Consider the following 21290-nt stretch of genomic DNA (forward strand, 5'->3'; position numbering starts at 1 on the left):
AGGAGAGTCAATGCGGATTCTGGTCACCGGAGTCACCGAGCCCAGCGGACGTTCCGTGGCGCGCATGCTGCTGGCGGCCGGGCACGAGGTCGTCGGCCTGGACCGGCAACGCAATCGTCTGGTCGACCCGCGCGTCGTGGTCACCGTCGGCGATCCGGCCGATACGCAGGTCTGCACCCGGGCCGTCACGGGCGTGGATGTCGTGGTGCATCTGGCCGGGCGCGCGATCGCCGGAATCGTCTCTGCGGCTCGTGAAGCCGGTGCGCGACTGGTGGTTCCCGTTGCGGCAGGAGCGGATTCGACGACCGAACACATTGTGGCGAGCAGTGGCGTCGATGCGCTCATCGTGCGCACCGCACTGGTCGCCGGCCGCCGCGTCGACAGCAGCAGCTGGCGCACGCTGGAGAATCTGGCCGGCGCACGCGGCAATACCGCCCTGCAGGTGCTGCACTACGACGACCTCGAGCGCTTCCTGGTGCTGGCCGCGCTCTCGCAGCGCAGCGGCGTCGTGGGCCTGGCCGCTCCCGGTGAGGTCTCCGGTGACGACATGCGCCGCGCACTCAAGGATGCCGGCGTCAAATACGCTGCGTGGCTGCATCGTTCGGCCCCGAGCGGCACCCAGGTCGACACCACCGCCGCCCGCGAGGAGTGGGGCTTCCGCTACGGCTGGACCGCCCGCGAAACCGTCGCCGATGTGGTGCGCGGCCTGCACGGCCGCAAGGCCGACGGCTCCGGTCTGCGCACTCGCGGCGGCGCGATCCCGCTGCCCTCGCACGTGGTGCCGCAGAACGCGCCGACCTCCGACGGGTACTCACTGAAAGCATCTGCGCCCGAAGGACTTCAGGGCGAGTTCGACGATCTGCTCGACGATCGCATTCCGGTGTTCACCGCGACCAATACCTCCGAGGCGCTGCCCGGCCCGCTCACTCCGCTGACCATCGATCTGCAGGCGGGTGCGATCCGGCTCGGCAACGAGGCCATGGGTCATATGATCGCCATCGAGGGAATCGCGCTGGAGCACTGGGTCTCCCGCGTCACCGGCGTCATGGGTCATCACATGTACATCAACGCGTCCATCGGCGTGTTCTCCGCGGAGAACATGCCCGGCTGGGACGAGGAGAGCGTGCGCCGCGATGTCTACGGCGCGATCGGCGATGTGGAGCTGCATCCGAAGGGCCGCCCGTCCATGTCGACCGGGTTCGCCGCCCGCCTGGGCACCTTCAAGGCGCTGGGCCGCGTGGGCGCCACCGCCCTGAGCTACCGCAAGACCGCCGAGCTGATCAATGCCGCCTCGCACGCGGAAGCCCTTACCCGGGACCAGATCTCCGAGCTCACCGATGAGCAGCTGCACGCCCGTGCCCTGCTGTGGCGCGACCGCCTGAACCAGGCGTGGCAGGCCGCCTCCATCGGCGTCATGATGACCGGCGCGGCGACCGCGGCGCACAAGGGCGAGGTGAAGATCAACCTGGAGCGGCTGGAATCGGCCAAGACCATGCTGGCCGTCGAGCGACTGGCGGCGCTGTGCCGCAGGGACTCCGGGCTGCAGGCCATCGCCAAGAGCGGTGATGTGGCCGCCGCCCGGGAGAAGTCGCCGGAATTCGCCAAGGCCCTGGCCGAGGAGCTGAACCGGATCGGCCACCGCGGCCCCGGCGAGTGCGAGCTCATCAACGCCACCTTCGGCGATCGCCCCGAACTGCTGGTGACCGCCGCCGGTCGGGCCGCGGAAATGCCTGCGCCGCACCGGGAACCGGTGGCCGAGCCGACCAGCCGCACCGCCAAGATGGCGGTCGGCGCGACCGTCTACCGCGAGCGTGCCCGCGATGCCGTCGTGCGGGTCACCAACGGCCTGCGAATGGCCACCCGGGAGCGCGCGGCCCGCCTGGTCAAGGTCGGCAAGCTCACCGAGATCGAGGATTCGGCCTTCCTGACCCTCGACGAAATCCTCTGGGCGCCCGCCGATCTGCAGGAGCGCGTGGCCCGCCGCCGCGCCGAGCGCATCCGCTACCAGGGCGTCCGCATGCCCGATGTGATCAATGGCGAATGGGAGCCGGAGGAGATCTCCGGCGCGCTGCCGATCGGCGGCGTCCTGACCGGTCTCGGCGTCAGCCCCGGCGTGGTCGAGGGCACCGTCAAGCGGGTGCTGTCGATCGACGACGATATCGAGCCCGGCGACATTCTGGTCGCCGCGGTCACCGATACCGGCCACACCGCCATGTTCGGCTATGCGGGCGCGGTGGTCACCGATATCGGCGGCGCCGCCTCCCATGCCGCCATTGTGGCGCGCGAGTTCGGCGTCCCCTGCGTGGTGGACACCAAGACCGCCAGCACCGGCCTCGCCGACGGACAGCGGGTCCGGGTCGACGGCGCCGCGGGCACCATCACGCTGCTGTCGGACGCCGAGTAGCACTGCACCACAACACACTTCGCGCGAGATGCCCGCCGCAGCCCGGCGGGTCATCGTGCGGGACGCGCCCGGCGACCGCTGGGGCGTGTCCCGAAGGTCGTGTGGCCGAGGACATCTCGTCGGCCGCCCGGCTGCTGAAGCCCGGGCCGGTAACCCACTGTTCGGCTCGTGATTGAAAGGAATACCTGTAGTGACGATTTCGCGCGCAGTACGCGGCACCCTACTGACCGGTGTAACCGCCGCGCTCATCGCCGTACTCCCGGCGGCGGGGATCACCCCCGCGCTCGCCGCCCCGAATATCTCGATTCTGCACCAGGCTCCGATCGGCGCGGACTTCAAGCTCGCAGGTGCGCCGAATGCCCGTGATATCGGCGGTGTCACGGCGCAGAACGGGACCATCAAGTCGGGTCTGGTGTACCGCACCGACGCACTCAACAATCTGACCGATGCCGATCAGCAGACGCTGACCGCCGCGGGCGTCACCGAGGTCATCGATTTCCGCAGCCCCACCGAGCGGGCGGCCAGCCCGGACAAGGTGCCGGCCTCGATCAAGACCGTGCAGCTGCCGATCTACGATCCGAGCAACGATTTCTACGTGTTCTTCGGCAAGCTCGTGCAGGCCGGCCCGGCCGCGCAGCAGGCGGCGCTGGGCGACGGCAAGGGCGCGCAGTACATGCGCGACTACTACTCCTGGGCTGTCAACGATCCGACCTCGCAGGGTCAGTTCGGCGCGGCACTGAAGGAGATCGCCAACTCCTCCGGCGCGGTGCTGTACCACTGCACCGCGGGCAAGGATCGCACCGGCATGATGACCGCGTTCCTGATGACCATCCTGGGCACTCCGCAGAGCCAGATCAATGCGAACTACCTGGCGTCCAACGATCGCCTGGCGGCCAGCAACAAGGCCACCCTCGATGCGCTGGTGGCCCGGGGCCTGGTGACCGATCCGTCGCTGTTCGGTCCGGTGCTGGGTGTGCAGCAGGACTACCTGGACGCGGCCTTCGCCGCGGCCACGGCGGCCTCCGGCTCGGTGTCGAACTACATCACGCAGAAGCTGGGCATCGATGCCGGCACCTACAAGGCGCTGCAGGACAAGCTGATCAAGACCGGCGGCATCTCCACCGGATCGTTCGGCAGCTAGTACCGACCGCTTGACCTAACTCACTCTCGACATGCCGGCGCCCCGTGTGGGAGGACGCCGGCATGTCGCGTTTTGCAAGCCGACCAGTTTGCATTCCGGGAACACTCCGTTGCGGCATGTCGGGGACACGCCGGGCGGCACCGTGCGAAAATTCGCATGGTGCAGGAGATCTGGCATCTCGACGGGCGGCGCACCCGCTCGATCAGTCCGGAGAACCCCACCGGCGAGCCCGGCGCGGGCGGGCGGGCCATCGCCGGGACCGGGGCGTTCGCGGCCGCGGGACTCGGCCGCGGCTGGAAGGTGTCGCCGTCGATCGATCTGGAACCCGGGCAGACGATCACCCTCGCCGATATCGCCGGACCCGGGGTGATCCGGCACTTCTGGCTGACCACCGATCGCAGTCTGCTGCAACACTTCACACTGCAGATGTACTGGGACGGCGCACCCGAACCCGCCGTCGCGGTGCCGCTGGGCGACTTCTTCTGCAATGGCTGGAACCAACTGGCGCTGGTCAATTCGCAGATGGTGGTGGTCGCGCCGGCGGGCGGCCTGAACAGTTACTGGCCCATGCCGTTCGGTACGCATGCGCTCATCACCCTGCACAATGGCGCCGAGCGCGCCGCACCTGTCTACTACCAGATCACCTATACGGAAGAGGATGTGCCGGAATCATCCGGACTTCTACATGCCTGCTGGCGCTGCAGTGATCCACTCGGCTCCCCCGCCGTCCATCCACTCGTCGAAGTCACCGGCGGGCCGGGCCGCTATGTGGGCACCTATTTGGCGATCGAACCGCGCGCGCCCGGCTGGTGGGGTGAGGGCGAGCTCAAGTTCTATCTGGACGATGACACCGAATTCCCGACCATCTGCGGCACCGGGACCGAGGACTATTTCGGCGGGGCCTGGAATTTCGATCTGGGCGGTATGCAAGTGCCCTACTCGACGCCTTATCTGGGGCTGGTGCAGGTGGAACCCCGCGAGCGCATCTACGAACCGCAGCAGCGATTCGGCATGTACCGCTGGCACATTCCGGATCCGATCTGTTTCGAGCACAGTCTGAGCGCCACCATCCAGGCGCTCGGCTGGCACGAGGACGGGCACTATCTTCCCCTGGAACACGCGCATGTCGCGACTACCGCGTTTTGGTATCAATCACACCCGTCGAGCGCCCCGCTCCCCTAATGCCGCCCGCGAACGGGGCCGTGAAACATCACCGTTGTGATTTCTATTGGGTAAAACGCACTTGGTGAACCGCGTTCGGGTGCATGGTATTTGTATGCGCGCGCTGGTTGTCGAGAAGCCTGGACAGTTCTCGGTCGATACGGTGCCCGATCCCACGCCGGGGGCGGGGGAAGCGGTGGTGCGGGTCGACGCGGTCGGAATTTGTGGCACGGATATACATATTGTCGAGGGTGAATTCCCGCCCACGCCCTATCCGATCATCCCGGGGCACGAATTCGCCGGGGAGATCGTGGCTCTCGGCGCCGATACCGCCGGGGTGCGGGTGGGCGATCGGGTCGCGGTCGATCCCTCGCTGTTCTGCGGCCGCTGTCATTACTGCGCGATCGGGCGCGGAAATCTCTGCGAGAACTGGGGCGCCATCGGCGATACCGTCGACGGAGCGATGGCCGAGTTCGTGAAAGTCCCGGCTGCCAACTGTTATCGGCTACCCGGGCATCTCTCGGCCGTGCACGGCGCACTGGTGGAACCGCTCTCGTGCGCCGTCCACGGATTCGATGTGCTGCCACGGCAACTCGGGGCGCACTATCTGATCTACGGTGCGGGCACCATGGGGCTGCTCATGCTGCAATTGGCCAGTGCGGCGGGCGCGGCCTCGGTATCGGTGGTGGACACCAATCTCGATCGACTGGCGGTCGCGCGCATGCTCGGCGCGGACGCGGCCACCATCGCCGCCGACGATATGGATCGGCCGGAGGGCTGGGAGATCGTCATCGATTGCAGCGGAACGATTCCCGCCATCGAGGACGGGCTGTCGCGGGTTCGGCGCGGCGGCACCTATCAGCAATTCGGTGTCGCGCCGGCGGAGGCGCGCGCGGCCATCTCACCATTCCGCATCTACAACGACGAGATCACCATTGTCGGTTCGATGGCGGTCCTGCACAGTTTCGGGCGAGCCGTGGATCTGATGGGCGAAGGCGTCATCGATGCCGACACCATGATCACCCACGATTTCGCGCTCGGTGAATTCGGCGATGCCCTGCGCACTTTCCGCGCGGGCACCGGCCGCAAAATCCAGCTGCGGCCCGGACGGGTCACGGCACGCTAGAGACGGGCAGGCCAATGACGGTCGTTGCCGGAGTGGATTCTTCGACTCAATCCTGCAAGCTGGTGGTGTGCGACGCCGATACCGGAACGGTATTGCGGCAGCGCCAGATACCGCATCCGGACGGCACGGAGGTCGCGCCGTCGATCTGGTGGGACGCGCTGAGACAGTCCTGCGATCGGATGATGCGCGATGTCGAGGCCATTGCCGTCGCGGGTCAGCAGCACGGGCTGGTGGCGCTCGACGCCGCCGGTCAACCGGTGCGAGACGCGCTGATGTGGAACGACACTCGCTCGGCGGAGGCGGCGACCCAGTTGGTCGCCGAGCTCGGCGGCCCGCAGGCGTGGGCCGATGCGGTCGGCAGCGTGCCGCTCGCGGCGCATACCGTCGCCAAACTGCGCTGGTTCGCCGATCACGAACCGCAGCTCGCCGACCGCACCGTGCGGGTGCTGCTGCCGCACGACTACCTCACCTGGCAGCTGCGCGGCGGGGATCCGCACGACGAGACCACCACCGACCGCGGTGACGCCTCGGGCACCGGCTACTGGTCGCCCGCCTCGGGGCGCTATCGCACCGATCTGCTGTCGATGGCCTTCCGCGGCCGCACCCCGGCGCTGCCGCGGGTGCTGAATCCGGCGGAGGTGGCGGGGCGCACGCCGGGCGGACGGCTGGTGGCGGCCGGAACCGGTGACAATGCCGCGGCCGCCCTCGGTTTGGGGATCGGGGATGGTGATGTGGTGGTGTCGCTGGGCACCAGCGGGACGGTCTTCACCCGCTCCGGGCAGCCCAGTGCCGATGCCTCCGGAGCGGTCAATGGTTTCGCCGACGCCACGGGGGCGTTCCTGCCCCTGGTGTGCACGCTCAACGCCTCACGCGTACTGGATGCCACCGCGACCCTGCTCGGCACCGATCTGTCCGGGCTGGAGGTGCTGGCCGCGCAATCACCGCCGGGAGCCGACGGATTGACGCTGCTGCCCTACCTCACCGGGGAGCGCACGCCGAATCTGCCGCACGCCACCGGAAGTCTGCACGGCCTGCGCCCGGAGACCATGCGCCCGCATCATCTGGCGCGGGCGGCGATCGAGGGCATGCTCTGCAATATCGCCGAGGCGTTCGACCGCCTGCCGACCACGCCGAAGCGAATTCTGCTCATCGGCGGGGCGGCGCGATCGCGGCTCATCGCGCATGCGGCGGCGACCATCTTCGGACAGACTGTCTCGGTGCCGAATCCGAGCGAGTACGTGGCGCTCGGGGCGGCCCGGCAGGCGGCCTGGGCGCTGCGGGGCGGAGCGCGACCGCCGCGCTGGCCGACCCTGGCGCCGACGGAATTCCACCCGATCGCACCCGGAGTCGGCGTGGCGATTCGCGAGCGCTACGCCCGCATTCGGGACACCTACTACCCGTAGACGACCGTATCGTCGGACAGGAAGCCCTCCCAGGCACGATGGCGCTCCAAATAGGTGCGCAGCGCATCCCGGGTGATCTCCTGCTTCGACCGCCCCTCCAGTACCGCCTGCGCGCACAGCGCAGCCTCTTCGTGCTCGCTGAGCCGCAACGTCCATGCCACGCGAAAGTAATACCACCTGATGTCCGGATTGTCCTGGGTTCCGCGATTGCCGGGCAACCGTCACATACCCGCCGGTAGGGCTGGCCGCGCCCGTCATTCCGGCCCGCTTTCGGCCGGCATCCACCGGACGCATTGCGGCGCTGCCGGTGTGGATCCCGGCCGAAACCTGCCGGGACGACGGGGCGGACGACCTCGCCGCGTGACGATGCGGCGGATTTCGTAGATCGCGGGTTCAGGCGCGGGCAGCGGCGCGGTGTTGTTCGGCGGCGAGGAAGTGGGCTGTGGTGCGGGTGGATTCGTAGAGGGAGCGGTAGTGGCGGTAGTAGGGGGTGTAGTGGACGGTGCGGGAGGGGTTGGGGTCGATGGTGGTGATGAGGGGGTTCCAGGTGGAGGTGTCCAGGCCGATGGCTTCGGCGGCGAGCAGAGCGTCGCCGAGGGCCGCGCCGATGGTGTCGGCGGGGAGTTGCTGTGGGAGGCCGGTGATATCGGAGACGATCTGGGTCCAGAGGCCGCCCTTGGTGCCGCCGCCGACCGCGATGAGGCGGCGGGCCTCGCCGCCCGCGGCGGCCATGACTTCGAGATTGTGGCGGACGCCGTAGCCGATGCCCTCCAGGACCGCGCGATAGATATCGGCACGCTGGTGGGTGAGGGTCAGTCCGGCGATCATGCCGCGGGCGTCGGCGTCGAAGAGCGGCGTGCGCTCCCCAGCGAAGTAGGGCAGCACCAGCAGGCCGCGGCTGCCGGGCGGAACGTCTGCGGCCTCGTCGAGCAGATCGCCGAAATCGCTGCCGGTGAGGGCGCGCAACCAGTCGGTGATCGCGCCCGAGGTCGCCATGCCGGCTGCGGATGTGTATGTGCCGGGCCAGGTTCCGCAGGTGGTCCAGAGACCTGGGTGCGGATGCGGGTGCGTGAGCACCTGGGTGAGGAACAGGGTGGTGCCGTACATGATCATGACATCGCCCGGTTCCCGGACGCCGACACCGGCGGCCTCGGCCCAGGCGTCGATGGTGCCGGTGGTGACGGGCAGCCCCACCGGAAGCCCGGTCGCCGCAGCGGCTTCGAGCGTCACCCGCCCGACTATCTCTGTGGGCCAGGCCAATTCGGGCAGCGGTAGCCCGGGCGCGACCGAACCAGCCCAATCGGTGGCCCAGGTCTGGGCCAAGAGGTCGTACATGGGCACGCACTGACTGGCGGACTGATGGTCGAGCACATAGCGTCCGGTGAGGCGATGGACCAGAAAGGAGCTGGCCATCAACAGCATTCGGGTTTCTTTCCAGACCTGCGGCTCGTGCCGGGCCAGCCAGCGTAGTTTCGGGCCGACAGCCTGACTGGTGAGCGGGGAACCCGAGCGCTCCAGTACCGTGTCCGCACCCAATTCTGCTGTCAGCTCCTCGATTTCGATACCGGCGCGGGTATCGACGCCGTACAGAATCGCGGGCCGCAGCGGCCGCCCGTCGGCATCGGCGGGCAGCAGGCACGGCCCGATCCCGCTCACCGCGAGCCCGTCGAGGGGCGCGCCGTCCGCGGCCGCCACCAACTCCCGTGCGATGCCGACGAAATCCGCCCACCACACCGTCTCCGCATCGTGCTCCACCCAGCCGGGGCGTGGAGTCGAGACCCGGTGCGGCCGTTCGGCTCTCATATCCACCATGCCATGGTGATCGACGAGCACACCCTTGGATCCGGAGGTTCCGATATCGATGCCGAGCAGCATGTCAGCTCGCCCTGCTGAATTCGTCGAGGGTGACGTCGAGTAGCTCGCACGCGGCCCGCACCTCGGGTCTGCGGTCACCGGGGACGGCGTGAATGTGGTTGGCGCCGAAGCGGGACAGGAAATCCGGGGCCTCGGCGTCCAGGCGGGCGAAGGCGTGCGGCCATTCCCGGGTGGACTGATTCATGAGCGCCTCATTGGTGGCCTCGTCGTAGGTCTCGAAATCCCCGAGCATCAACTGCATTCGGTACGCACCGTTCTTACGGGTGAGCCGGGCGAAGGTCATCTGCCCGGGCGCGGCCAGATGATGCACCGACGCACCACCGGCGGGGAAGAAGAACACCTCCGGATAGAGGTGAACACGGGCGAGATTCTCGGCGGGATCGTCGCTGCGGGCCGCGAACCAGGTGGCGTGCTGCCCGGAATTGCACAGATCCCAGATATCACGGTCGGCGTGATAGTGCCGGACATCGGCGAAAAGCACCGGGGTGCCGGAGATCTGCTTGAGCAGCTGCATGGTGAGCGCGCCGTCCATATCCGCCTCGGTGGCGCAGACGTGCGGCTGTTTCGGCCCGTTCCAGTCGTACGGGTCGTTGAGAAAGGCCTCGGTGATATCCATGGTCGCGAAGTACTGGGTCAGTTCCGGCTGGCCCTTGATGCCGGAGAAGTCCAGGTGCCATTCCGCGATCAGATCCCGCATGGCCAGATACGAGCAGATCTGCCGCTCCAGCAATTCCGGGGTGAGTTTGCTGCCGTCGTAGTGCACCCCGGCGGTATTGCGTTCCAACCACTCTCGGGCGCCCTTGGCCTCCCCCGCATCGGCCAGCTCGGCGCGCCGAACGATCTCCCACTGATCGATCTCCTCCACATCGATACCGAAGGTGTGCTGCCACTGGTCGGTATTGGCCACCGCCGTATTCATGCCCATCGGCCGCCCGCCGATCCGCCCGAAGGTGCTGCCGCGCAGACTCGCCACCGCGGCGGCGGCGCGTGCCCGCACCCCGATCGCCGCGATCAACTCGCGGTCCGCGGGATCACCCCAGAGCCGGGTGTGCGCGCGCCCGATCTGATCCAGCGCACCGCCCGCCGCCAGCATGCCCACCATTCCGGGCTGCACCGGATCGATATTCGACAGCAGCAGTAGCGGACTCGTCAGCTGTCCCGCCGCCAGCATGGTGAAGTGCGGGAAGGCCCACACCGCATAGTGCAGCACGGTGAGATCCACCCCGGCGGCCTGCACCCGCCGCGCCACCGCGACGGCCTGCTGATTGCTCGCCACCGGTTCGCGCCCGCGCACCACGGTGTGACCGGCCGCGGTCAATTCGGCGACGAGCCGATCTTCCACTGTACGAATGAATCCGACAATTCCCCCGTGCACGTAGTCACGGCCATCGGAGATACTGATAACGCCGATCCGGGCCATTCGCCTTGCCTCCCGACCGTGGGTGGACTCTCGACTCACACTCCAGAATCCCAGTTCGCCGCGCCGGGCACGCCCGAATGAGGAAGATCGGCTCAGCCCGGGAAGTGCAAGGGAGCCAGCCGGACTCCGCCCTGCCCCCAGCCGGCGGCGGTGATCCAGAACGAATCGCCGTCCGCCACCACCTCCGCGGCATGTGCGGCGATATGGCCGACACGGTCCTGCGGCTGGAAGTGAAACGGGTCCGTACTGCGAAAGATCTCGGTGCCGACGTACTCCGGGCGCGGGCCGATGAACAGGTACCAGTAGCCGCCGTGCGGCACCACGAACGGCGATTCGGTATTGCCCGCCTCGGTTCCGGCGGTCGGATCGGTATAGGCGATGCGGCGCGGACCCCACTGCAGCAGATCGGTACTCGTCCGGTAGGCGACCACATGATTGCCGCCCGTACGGGTACCGGTGGCGCAGTAGTACATCACCCACCACTCGCCGATGCGCAGCACCATGGGATCGCGGGCGTCGTACCCGTCCCGGAACATGGGACCGCCGGGATGCCGGGTCCACTCGAACAGATCGGTGGAGGTGGCCAGATTCATCCCGGTGGCCGTCCGATCCGCCCCGCCACCGTCATAGAACATGAAGTACCGCGCCCCGTCCCGCACCACGAACGGTGCCCACAGATGCGTCTCCCCATACTCTCGATCCACCGTCAACGCCGGCGACTCCTGCACCCAGGGCCCAGCCAATTCCGCTGCCGTGGCATGCCCGAACACCGTCTCATCGAACGGATCCGCCGGCTCCCGATGCGTGATCCCGAACAAATGCCACCGCCCATCCCCCGCCCGAATCACCGTGTGGTCGTTGACATACCACCGCCCACCCTCCCCCTGAGGCTCGAACACCCGACGGAACGCCCCCGCCCGCACCAACCCGCTCATCCCCCGAGTGTGCGCGGTCAGCGCCGTGCGGACAGCGATTCGAGCCGCATACAGAGCGGACCGGAGATGCGGTACAAGATAGGACAGTATCTGTCCTAGTTCTACTCGATAATGGGGTTATGACGGAAATATCGCTGCGCCGGCTGAATCGGACCCTGCTCGAGCGTCAGATGCTGGCCGAACGGGTTTCCATGTCCGCGGGCGACCTCATCCGCCATCTGATCGCGGTGCAGGGGCAGGAGGCGAATTGGCCGTACGTCGGGTTGTGGACTCGGCTGACCGATTTCCGGCACGAAGATCTCGCCGCGCTGCTGCACGATCGAAGTGTGGTGCGGTCCACCATGATTCGCCGGACCGTACATCTGGCCGATGCCGCCGACTATCGCTGGTTGTATCCGACGGTGCGGCCGGTGATCGAGGCAGCACTGCAGGCGGCGTACTTCCGGGAGGCGATCGACGGAGTTGATCCGGTCGAATTCGCGACTGCCGGAAAGGAACTGCTCACCGGCCGGACGCTGACCCGCACCGAGCTCGGGCGGATGCTCGCGGACCGCTTCCCGAGCCCGTATCCCGGCAGGCTCGCCCAGGCGCTCGGCGTCATGCTGCCGGTGGTGCACAATCCCGAGGCGGGGGTGTGGGGCGGCTGGCGCAATCGCCGCGTCTCGGTCACCCTCGCGGACGAATGGCTGGGCGCACCCCTCGCGGAGTCGCCGCAGCCGGAGACCATGGTCCTGCGCTACCTGGGAGCATTCGGCCCGGCCACCGTCGCGGACATCCAGGCATGGGCCGGAACCACCCGCCTCGCCCAAGTCGTCGCACGCCTGCGTCCCCAACTGCGGGTCTACCGCGACGAATCCGGCCGAGAACTCTTCGACCTCCCTGACGCGACCCTGGCCGATCCGGATCTGCCCGCCCCGGTCCGCCTACTGCCCGCCTTCGACAATGCCCTGCTGGGCCACCACGACCGCACCCGCGTGATCAGCGACGCAGACCGGGCCCGCATTGCCAAGGTCGCCTCCGGCGGCGTCCCGATGTACCTGGTCGACGGGTTCGTCCACGGCCAGTGGTCCCGCACCGGCACCGCCCTCCACATCACCCCGTGGCACCCCCTCTCCGCCGCCGATGAGGCCGCCGTCCACACCGAAGCCGAACGCCTGCTCTCCCTCATGGCCCCTGGCGAGGACATCAAAATCCTCATCAACCGCCCCTGACCCAGCACTTGCTCGATGGGTTGGGCGGGTTGATATTGTGGCGGGGTGATGAACCTCCGACAGGCATGGTGGTGGCTGCGCCCGCAGCCCGATTGATCATGTTCATGGGCTGTACGCAGCCTGTGGGTTCCGTGGTGCGGAGCGAGGTTCGTGCAGTCCCTCAGAGATAGGAACTGTGCGATGGATTCTTTTTCGGCTACGCGCGAGCGCAGTGATCGGCTCGGCGCCGATATTGCGGAAAACCCCGGGCGGTACCGGGTTCTCACCGGGGAGCGGCCTACCGGTCAGCTCCATCTGGGGCATTACTTCGGGACGATTTCGGAGCGGGTGCGACTGCACGATCTCGGCGTGGAGACCTTTGTCATTCTCGCTGATTATCAGGTAATCACCGATCGGGACGGCCTGGGGCCGGTGCGGGACAACGTTTTTCACGCTGTGCTGGATTATGTGGCGGCGGGCATCGACCCGAGCCTGGCGACGATCTTCACGCATTCGGCGGTGCCGGCGCTCAATCAGCTCATGCTGCCGTTCCTCAGCCTGGTGACCGAGGCCGAGCTGCATCGCAATCCGACGGTCAAGGCCGAACACGCCGCTGCCGGTAGGGCTTTGAGCGGGCTGCTGCTGACCTATCCGGTGCATCAGGCCGCCGATATTCTGTTCTGCAAGGGCAATCTGGTGCCGGTGGGCAAGGACAATCTCCCCCATGTCGAGCTGACCAGGGTGATCGCGCGGCGGTTCAACGAGCGCTACGGGCAGGTCTTTCCGGAACCGGAGGCGTTGCTGACACCGGCCCCGGAGGTGCCGGGTCTGGACGGCCGGAAGATGTCCAAGAGCTACGGCAATGCCATCACACTGGCCATGACCTCGGATGAGACGGCGGCGCTGATCCGGCGTGCGCCAACGGATTCGGAGCGCCGGATCAGCTTCGATCCGGAACTCCGGCCCGGCGTCTCCGCCCTGCTGACCACCGCCGCCCTGTGCACCGGCGTCGATGAGAAGGTGCTGGCGGATCGAATCGGCGACAGCGGTGCGGGCGCACTCAAAAACCTCGCCACCGCTGCGGTGAACGACTTTTTCGCCGACCATCGCCGCCGCCGCGCCGAACTGGCACGGGATCCGGATTTCGCGCACACGGTGCTGCGCGAGGGAAATCGGCGGGCGAACGAGATCGCGGACCGCACCCTCGATGAGGTGCGGTCCGCGATGGGGACGGTGTACTGACCGGCGGTACTACCGGGCGGGTTGTTCGACGAGCACGTCGCGCAGCATGCCCAGTTCCGCTTCGGAAAGGCCCTGGGAGAGCAGCCATTTGCCCGCGCCGCCGTGCTCGGCGTGCAGGTTCTCCAGGAATCGGCGCATGACGTCGCCGCTGATGGCGAGAATGCCGGTATTCGCCTGCGGCAGACCGGTATACGAGGGCAGCGCGTCCAAGCGGTCACGAACTCGCTGCATGCGCTGGTTGGTGATCTCGTAGTCGTCGGCAATGGCCTCGGCGGTGACTCCGACCGCGTCCAGCAGGACCGCGGCGAGCACGCCGGTGCGGTCTTTGCCTGCGGCACAGTGGAACAGGACCGAACACCGCGCCGGATCGATGATCAGCCGGACCGCTTCCACAATGTGGTCACCGCTGCCGGCCAGCAGCTGTCCGTAGAGGCCGGTCAGATCCACCCGGGTCTTATCGGGCACCAGATCCCTTGCCGCCAGCGAGGACTGCGCCGACTTGCGAATCGGCAGATTGGCAATGTGGACGGCCGCATCGGCGAACAGTCCGTAGCCCTCCCGTTCCACCTCGTCCGGCAGGCGCAGATCGATGACCGTGCGGAGGCCGAGTGGCTCCAGCAGCTGCGTCAGGTCCGCGCGGGTGGCCTGCTGCAGTGTGCTGGAGCGAAACACCATGCCGAAACGGGTTGTGCCACCACCTGTTACGGGCAGTCCGCCGAGATCACGAACATTGTCGATCTCGGCGAAGTCGATCCAGCGCTGCGCGGCAAGTGAATGACTGCGGGACACCGCCGGGTCAGTGGGCACGGCCGGCTGCTGCCTCTTCGGCGCGGGTGAGGCCGCACAGTCCGATCAAATCCTCGTGGAGTTCGAACCAGACGGTGTGGTAGCTGTCCATGATGGGGCGGGCCACATAGGTGTGGTCGCCCTCGGCGATCCGCTCGACGGCGCGGTCGAGGCGGTCGGTGTAGCGGACCAGGCGGGGAGCCAGGGTGCCCAGGCGCTGCACCAGGGGGCGCAGGCGCTGGTGGGTGCCGGTGAGACGACCCAGGACCGCACCGTCGTAATCGGCGTCGGCATGGTCGTTGACGGTGGCCGGGTCCTTCATCTGCCAGTCGGTGATGATGACCTTGAGATCGGCGTTGTAGACACAGAATTCGTCGTAGGCGGCCGTCAGCGCGGCGGCGTCCACGGCGGCCCGCTCCTCGGTGAGCAGCTGCTCGAGGCGAGCACGCCCCTCGGGGGTGAGCCGGAAACCGGCCGGCGTGGTGGCGCACACCCCTGTGGTCACCAGACCCTCACAGTGAGTGGCGATTTCGCCCGCGTCCGCGCCGAGACTCAGCGCCAGATTGTCGGCGTTCACCCGGCCCTTGATGCCGACCAGCCGCAGCAGTGCCAGTTCGGTGATGGGACTGTCCACTGAAACCTCCTCCTGCGCGGTGCTTTCCGGAGCGGCGGCGCGTTCTTCCAGTCGCTGCACCAGTTGCGCGGCGTCCACACCCGCCCACTGGGCCAGCTGCGCCACATCGTCGAGAATGATCTGCTCGACCGGCTTGGCGACGATCTCGCCCGCCAGCACCAGCCCGGCCCCGCCGTCGATGGTGACGGTCCGGCCGACCAGCGCCGCGACCACACCGGGTCCGCAGCCGACCACGCAGGGGCGGCCGAGTTCGCGGCTCACCAGGGCGGCATGCGAAGTGGTGCCGCCCAATTCGGTGACAATGGCGCGGGCTGCGATCATGCCGTGCAGATCGTCGGGACTGGTGGTGGGACGCACCAGAATGACGTCCTCACCGGCTTCCGCCCGCCTTTCGGCCTCATCCGGATCGGTGACGACCACACCGGAAGCCAGTCCGGGACAGGCGGATTCGCCACGGGCGAGCGGTTCCTGCCCGGTGGTGACACCGGACGCCGGGCGCAGCACCTCGCGCACCTGATCGGGCGTGATGCGATCGAGGGCCTCATCGGCGCTGATCAAACCCTCCGCTACCATGGCGACGGCGGTGCGCACCGCGGCCCGCGCGGACCGCTTGGCCGAGCGCGACTGCAGCATCCACAGCGTGCCGGATTCGACGGTGAACTCGATGTCCTGCAGGTCACGGCCGTCCCGTTCGAGCAGTTCGGTGGCGGCGATCAGCCGGGCGTGCACCTGCGGCTGGGTCGTGGCCAGCTCGTCGAGCGGTCGCGGGGTGAGGCGGCCGGAGACCACATCCTCGCCCTGCCCGCCGACCAGCCATTCGCCGTACACGGGGCCGTCGCCGGTATTGGGATTGCGGCTGAACAGCACGCCGGTGCCGGAGTGCTCATCGAGATTGCCGAACACCATGGCCTGCACGGTGACCGCGGTGCCGAGCGTGTCCGGCACACCGCGATTGCGGCGATAGGTCTTGGCGCGGGCGGAATCCCACGAACGGAACACCGCTTCGATGGCGCCGCGCAGCTGATCCCACGGGTCCAGCGGCACCGCGCCGTTCGCGTCACCGAGCACGGTCTCCCGGTACTGGTGCACGAAGCGCTGCCGAGTGTCGTTGGCGTAGCCGGGATTCTGCGTCTGATCGGCCAGCGCCCGCTGCACCGCATCGGTCATGCCGAGGTTCAGGACGGTATCCATCATGCCGGGCATGGAGATGGCCGCGCCCGAGCGCACCGAGACCAGCAGCGGCCGCTCCGGCGATCCGAACTCACGCCCGGTGCCGCGCTCGATGGTGGCGATCCCGGCACGCACCTGCTCCCAGATCTCCGGGGCGATCGCGCCGCGCCGGGTGTAATCGGCCCAGCCTTCGGTGGTGATGACAAACGCGGGCGGCACCGGCAGCCCGAGGGCCCGCATGTGATCGATACTCCACGCCTTGCCGCCGATCTGCTGCCGCGACAGCCCGCACGCGCCGTCGAGTTCGACGACGGTCACGGCGTCGGCCGCCACATCGGGTCGCTGCGCAAGCTCCGCTCCGGCGGTCATGTCACTCCTTCGAAGTTCTGAATTCATCCGCCCCCGCCTCGTCCCGCACCCTCTGGGAACCTGCTATCGAGCGTGCCGCGTGACGGCCCTCACCCCCAACACAGATCCCAATCAGCGGAACCGAACAACACACAGAGCTGCGAAAGGCCCACTAGACATATTCCAAATAGGCATCCACCCCAAGTTCGCGGCCCGGCTCGGCCTGGACTGACGGAGCGGGGGCGCGAAGCGGAGGAGCGGAGGAGCGGAGGAGGGAAGACCGAGCTAGCAGGGCCGCGCACCCGCCCGGAGCGAAGCGGAGGGCAAATCAAACACGGCACGCCCGGTCAGCGGGATGGCACGGGTGAATCGGGCGTCCTGGACCGGGTCTTGCGGCAGGATGGGCGGCATGGATCGGCGGTATGCGGCATCCATCGGCGGCGGTGCTGCGTCCGTCCCGGTTTCGACCGTTCCGGCCCTGGTGGCCGATCGAGCGCGGCGCTATCCGGATGCGGTGGCGATCGCCGGTCCGGCCGGGCGGGTGACCTACGCCGAGCTGGCGGAGCAGGTCGGGGCGGTGACGCGCGCCGCCATTGCCTCGGGCATCGAGGTCGGCGATCGGGTCGGCATGTGGGCGCCCAATAGCGATCGCTGGATCGTGACCGCGCTGGGCATGCTCGGCGCGGGGGCCACCCTGGTGCCGATCAGCACTCGGCTGCGCGGACCGGAGACCGCCGAGATTCTGCGGCGCAGCCGGGCCAAGGCGGTCTGCACGGTGCAGGAGTTCCTCGGTCACGACTATCCGTCGATGCTGGCCGATTCCGGCCTGGCGCTCTCGAATCTGGAACACCTGATCCTGCTCGATGATTCGGTCGGGGAGGCCGCGCCCGGCTGGGATATCAGTTCCTGGGCAGGCTTTCTCGCGCCGGGGACGGTGGTGCCCCCGGCGACCGCGCGGGAGTGTGCGGCGAGCGTCGATCCGGAATCGTTGTCCGACATACTCTTCACCTCCGGCACGACGGGCGAGCCGAAGGGTGTGCTCGCCACGCACCGGCAGACCCTGGAGGTGTTCAGCCGCTGGTCGGATGCGGTGACGCTGCGGCCGCGCGATCGATATCTGCTGGTGAATCCGTTCTCGCACACCTTCGGATACAAGGCGGGCATCATCGCCTGCCTGTTGCGCACGGCCACCATGGTTCCGGTCGAACGCTTCGAGGCCGAGCGGGCGCTGCGCCTGATCGAGAGTGAACGCGTCACCGTATTGGCCGGTCCGCCAACCCTGTTCACGGATCTGCTGGCCGCCGGCCACCGCGACCACATCCTCGGTTCGCTCCGGCTCGCGGGCACCGGCGGCGCGGTCATTCCCGCAGAACTGGTGGAGCGCATTCGCTCCGACCTCGGCGTGCCCTACGTCTTCACGGCCTACGGTCTCACCGAATCGGTGGGCGTGGTCACGGTGTGCCCACCCGACGCCCCCGCCGAACTACTCGCGGAAACGGTCGGAAAGCCGCTGCCCGACACCGAGATTCGCATCGTCGACCGAGACCGCACCGATGTGATACCCGGCGAGCCGGGCGAAATCATCGTCCGGGGCCCCAATGTCATGCGCGGCTACCTCGACGACCCGGAAGCCACCGCCGCCGTCATCGACACCGACGGCTACCTGCACACCGGCGATATCGGAACCCTCGGCGACGACGGCTACCTCCGCATCACCGACCGCCTGAAAGACATGTTCATCGTCGGCGGCTTCAACGCCTACCCCGCCGAAATCGAACGAGTCCTCCTGCAGCACCCGGACATTCGCGAGGTAGCAGTAGTCGGCATCCCCGACCCCCGTCTCGGCGAAGTAGGCCGAGCCGTCATCGTCGCCACCGACCACACCCTCGACCCGGCAGCCGTCATCGAATGGTCCCGCACCCGCCTGGCCGGCTACAAAGTCCCCCGCGAGGTGGTCCTCACCGACCACCTCCCCCGCAACGCCGGCGGCAAGGTGATCAAGGGCCAACTCCGCAACCCGGCCTGACCGCGCACGATGTTCGGCTTCATGACAACGTCTATGCAAGGCATATCTGAAGCATTAGCTATATGCTCGTGGGCATGGCTGAGAACAAGACCACAATCACCGCACGCCCCACGACCAGGGACGAGCTGCAAGCTCTGGCCAAGCCGAATGAATCGCTCGACGCCGTGATCTCACGCCTGATCACACATTTCAAGTCCACTCAGACTCGCAACCGGTTGGCGTGGGAGACCCGCATCGCGAAAGACCGGAAAGATCCCGCCGCCGTGGCGTGGGCCGAAAAGCAGGCAGACCTACTCGCCGCTCGGCTCACACAGCGGCAGGCGGCACAGGGATGAGCGCTGGGTACGTCCTCGACGACACCGTCATCCACGCCTATGCCCACGGTGACCCCAATGTGTCCAACTTGATCGCCGTGCTCGACGCCCGTGACATTCGTATCGCTGTCCCGTTCCTCGCGCTGGCCAGCAGCCTGGCCGGATTGTCCGAAGACCAGCGCGCCCAGGTCAACGGCGCGGTCGACAATCTCGCCACGATCCAGATCGCCACCCTGACCACCACCGATGACGCGAACGAACTCGCCGACGTCCAAGCCTCGGCCAGCGAACCCATCGACCTTTCGGCTGCCCATACCGTGGCGGTGGCCCGGTATCTGGACTGGGAGATCATTACCACCGACAGAGCACGGTGGGCGGACACCGAGGCTCGAATGCCGTTCGCGATCAGCATTGTTCAGTTCACCGACGAACCGGACTCAGGCAATGACCGGTAGCCCCGCACCTAGGGGGTGTGCGGGGCTACCGGTGCAGCTCCGGCCGCCGATCGCGGCGGCGGTCGGAGCTAGATCTCCTTGCGCATCTGCGCGGTGAGGGGCTTCATGTAGGCGGCGCCGAGGAGGCGGCGCATCCAGTTCATGGCCTTGGCGTCGGTGCCGATCAGGATGAGGGGCTTGTTCTTCTTCATGCCGTTGGCGATGATCTGGGCGCACTGTTCGGGCGAGGTCTTGGCCAGGCCGTCGAAGTTGGCGGCCAGGGCGTCGCGGTCGCGATTGGCGGAAGCCCTTGCCTTCCAGGCGATCTCGGTCTTGATCATGCCCGGATGCACGCTGGAGACGCCGACGTGGTGGCCCGCGATGATCATTTCCTGGCGCAGTGCGTCGGTGAAGGCGTGCATGGCGTACTTCGAAGCGCTGTAACCACTCTGGCTGGGGCAGGCCACCAGGCCGAACATGCTGGAGACATTGGCGATATGCCCGTCACCGGAGGCGATGACATGCGGCAGGAACGCCTTGGTGCCATTGGCGGTGCCCCAGAAGTTGATATTGAAAATCCACTCGAAGTCTTCCCACGAGACGTCTTCGATATTGGCGGTCAACGAGACTCCGGCATTGTTGACCACGATATTGACCTTGCCGAAGTCGGCGACGACCTCATCGGCGTGCGCGTAGACCGCGGCCCGGTCGGTGACGTCCAGCTTGTAGGCGCGGGCCTTGGCGCCGTGCTTCTCGCACAGTGCCACGGTCTCGGCCACACTCTCGAGATTGCGGCCCGACAGCGCCAGCTGCGCGCCACCGCGGGCCAGCTCGAGGGCGAGCGCCCGGCCGATGCCGGCACCGGCGCCGGTAATGACGGCGACTTTGCCGTGGAAGTCCTTCATTGCCAATTTCCTTGTCTCGCAGCTGTATTACTGAGGTGGCACTGCTATTGGGTGGTGAAACCACCGTCGGCAATGAATTCCGAGCCGGTGCTGTAGGAGGATTCGTCCGAGAGGAGGAACAGCACCAGGTTGGCCAGCTCCTCGGGCGTGCCCGGCCGGGCAATGGGCTGATTGGCCGCAATCGACTGGGAGCGTGCCGAAGTCGCTACCATCTCGGTGGCGATGATGCCCGGGTGCACGGAGTTGACACGCACATTGTCGACGGCGAACTCCTGCGCGGCGGTCTTGGACATACCGCGCACCGCCCACTTGGACGCCACGTACCCGAGAATGTTCGAGTAGCCGATCAGCCCACCGGTCGAGGAGATATTCACGATCGACCCGACGCCGGCTTTGCGCATGGAGCCGATGACAGTCTTCATGCCCAGGAATACGCCGACCTGGTTGACGTCGATCACCTTTCGGTAATCCGCCTCCGAGAGCTTCTCGATCGGATCCACATGCACGATGCCGGCATTGTTGACCAGACCGGAGACCGGTCCGAACGTCACTTCGGCCTGTGCGACAACGTCATTCCAGGCCGTCTCATCGGTGACGTCGAGCGGCAGGAACAGGGCGGAGTCGCCGAGTTCGGCCGCAAGCGCAGCACCCTCGGCGGTGAGCACATCGGTGATGACCACCGTCGCGCCCTCGGCCACGAGCTTGCGCGCGAAGGCCGCGCCCATACCCCGGGCACCACCGGTGACGATGACGTTCTTGGTCGCTACGCGTCCCAT

Annotated in this window: 18 protein-coding genes; 10 read left to right on the plus strand and 8 right to left on the minus strand. The window is 67.5% G+C overall.

Annotation, left to right across the window (positions count from 1 at the left end):
* The first annotated feature begins 10 nt into the window (after positions 1–10).
* The 5 genes from OG716_RS22375 to xylB all read left to right on the plus strand — a co-directional run bounded on the left by OG716_RS22375 (position 11) and on the right by xylB (position 7235).
* Positions 11–2404, plus strand: coding sequence for a PEP-utilizing enzyme (locus OG716_RS22375; RefSeq protein ID WP_405132727.1), 2394 nt, complete (start codon positions 11–13; stop codon positions 2402–2404).
* 190 nt (positions 2405–2594) lie between these two features.
* Entirely contained in the window at positions 2595–3545 is a 951-nt protein-coding gene (locus OG716_RS22380; RefSeq protein ID WP_405132728.1) for a tyrosine-protein phosphatase, read from the plus strand.
* 156 nt (positions 3546–3701) lie between these two features.
* On the plus strand, positions 3702–4727 hold the full coding sequence (locus tag OG716_RS22385) for a glycoside hydrolase family 172 protein (RefSeq protein WP_405132729.1): 1026 nt from the start codon (positions 3702–3704) through the stop codon (positions 4725–4727).
* A gap of 94 nt (positions 4728–4821) precedes the next feature.
* Positions 4822–5832: a zinc-dependent alcohol dehydrogenase family protein gene (locus OG716_RS22390; protein ID WP_405132730.1), complete on the plus strand. Its 1011-nt coding sequence runs from the start codon at positions 4822–4824 to the stop codon at positions 5830–5832.
* Positions 5833–5846: 14 nt separating this feature from the next.
* Complete coding sequence (gene xylB, locus OG716_RS22395) at positions 5847–7235, plus strand: xylulokinase (RefSeq protein ID WP_405132731.1); 1389 nt, start codon at positions 5847–5849, stop codon at positions 7233–7235.
* Here the strand turns inward: xylB and OG716_RS22400 are convergent.
* From OG716_RS22400 to OG716_RS22415, 4 genes are all read right to left on the minus strand, one after another.
* Entirely contained in the window at positions 7226–7396 is a 171-nt protein-coding gene (locus OG716_RS22400) for a hypothetical protein (protein ID WP_327144512.1), read from the minus strand. The two genes, xylB and OG716_RS22400, sit on opposite strands and share 10 nt — an antisense overlap.
* A gap of 232 nt (positions 7397–7628) precedes the next feature.
* Positions 7629–9110, minus strand: coding sequence for an FGGY-family carbohydrate kinase (locus tag OG716_RS22405; RefSeq protein ID WP_405132733.1), 1482 nt, complete (start codon positions 9108–9110; stop codon positions 7629–7631).
* Between the two features lies 1 nt (position 9111).
* Positions 9112–10530 carry an L-fucose/L-arabinose isomerase family protein gene (locus OG716_RS22410; protein ID WP_355123363.1) on the minus strand — a complete coding sequence of 473 codons (1419 nt, stop codon included), beginning with the start codon at positions 10528–10530 and terminating at the stop codon, positions 9112–9114.
* 92 nt (positions 10531–10622) lie between these two features.
* Complete coding sequence (locus OG716_RS22415) at positions 10623–11465, minus strand: glycosyl hydrolase family 32 (protein ID WP_405132734.1); 843 nt, start codon at positions 11463–11465, stop codon at positions 10623–10625.
* Positions 11466–11584: 119 nt separating this feature from the next.
* On the opposite strand from OG716_RS22415, the gene OG716_RS22420 reads away from it, so the two are divergent.
* Both OG716_RS22420 and trpS read left to right on the plus strand, forming a co-directional pair.
* Positions 11585–12676, plus strand: a complete 1092-nt coding sequence (locus OG716_RS22420; protein ID WP_405132735.1) for a winged helix DNA-binding domain-containing protein — start codon at positions 11585–11587, stop codon at positions 12674–12676.
* Positions 12677–12856: 180 nt separating this feature from the next.
* Positions 12857–13897 (plus strand): tryptophan--tRNA ligase, encoded by a 1041-nt coding sequence (trpS, locus tag OG716_RS22425; RefSeq protein WP_405132736.1) that lies wholly within the window; start codon positions 12857–12859, stop codon positions 13895–13897.
* Positions 13898–13906: 9 nt separating this feature from the next.
* On the opposite strand, the gene OG716_RS22430 is transcribed toward trpS, so the two are convergent.
* Both OG716_RS22430 and OG716_RS22435 read right to left on the minus strand, forming a co-directional pair.
* A complete protein-coding gene (locus OG716_RS22430; protein WP_405132737.1) occupies positions 13907–14704 on the minus strand; it encodes a tyrosine-protein phosphatase in 798 nt (265 codons plus the stop codon).
* The gene (locus tag OG716_RS22435) at positions 14694–16856 is read right to left on the minus strand and encodes a pyruvate, phosphate dikinase (protein ID WP_405132738.1); all 2163 of its coding nucleotides are present in this window, start codon (positions 16854–16856) and stop codon (positions 14694–14696) included. Before OG716_RS22435 ends, OG716_RS22430 begins: the two co-directional genes overlap by 11 nt.
* 388 nt (positions 16857–17244) lie before the next feature.
* Between OG716_RS22435 and OG716_RS22440 the strand changes: the two genes are divergently transcribed.
* The 3 genes from OG716_RS22440 to OG716_RS22450 all read left to right on the plus strand — a co-directional run bounded on the left by OG716_RS22440 (position 17245) and on the right by OG716_RS22450 (position 19630).
* Positions 17245–18861 carry a FadD3 family acyl-CoA ligase gene (locus OG716_RS22440; RefSeq protein WP_405132739.1) on the plus strand — a complete coding sequence of 539 codons (1617 nt, stop codon included), beginning with the start codon at positions 17245–17247 and terminating at the stop codon, positions 18859–18861.
* Positions 18862–18935: 74 nt separating this feature from the next.
* Complete coding sequence (locus OG716_RS22445) at positions 18936–19196, plus strand: hypothetical protein (protein ID WP_405132740.1); 261 nt, start codon at positions 18936–18938, stop codon at positions 19194–19196.
* Positions 19193–19630 carry a hypothetical protein gene (locus OG716_RS22450; protein ID WP_405132741.1) on the plus strand — a complete coding sequence of 146 codons (438 nt, stop codon included), beginning with the start codon at positions 19193–19195 and terminating at the stop codon, positions 19628–19630. The genes OG716_RS22445 and OG716_RS22450 overlap by 4 nt, the downstream gene beginning before the upstream one ends.
* A gap of 68 nt (positions 19631–19698) precedes the next feature.
* Here OG716_RS22450 and OG716_RS22455 read toward each other — a convergent pair whose 3' ends face one another.
* Positions 19699–20514, minus strand: coding sequence for an SDR family NAD(P)-dependent oxidoreductase (locus tag OG716_RS22455; protein ID WP_405132742.1), 816 nt, complete (start codon positions 20512–20514; stop codon positions 19699–19701).
* Positions 20515–20558: 44 nt separating this feature from the next.
* Positions 20559–21290: an SDR family oxidoreductase gene (locus OG716_RS22460; protein WP_405132743.1), complete on the minus strand. Its 732-nt coding sequence runs from the start codon at positions 21288–21290 to the stop codon at positions 20559–20561.

The sequence above is a fragment of the Nocardia sp. NBC_01388 genome (genome assembly GCF_045040085.1).
In the GTDB taxonomy this organism is placed as follows: domain Bacteria; phylum Actinomycetota; class Actinomycetes; order Mycobacteriales; family Mycobacteriaceae; genus Nocardia.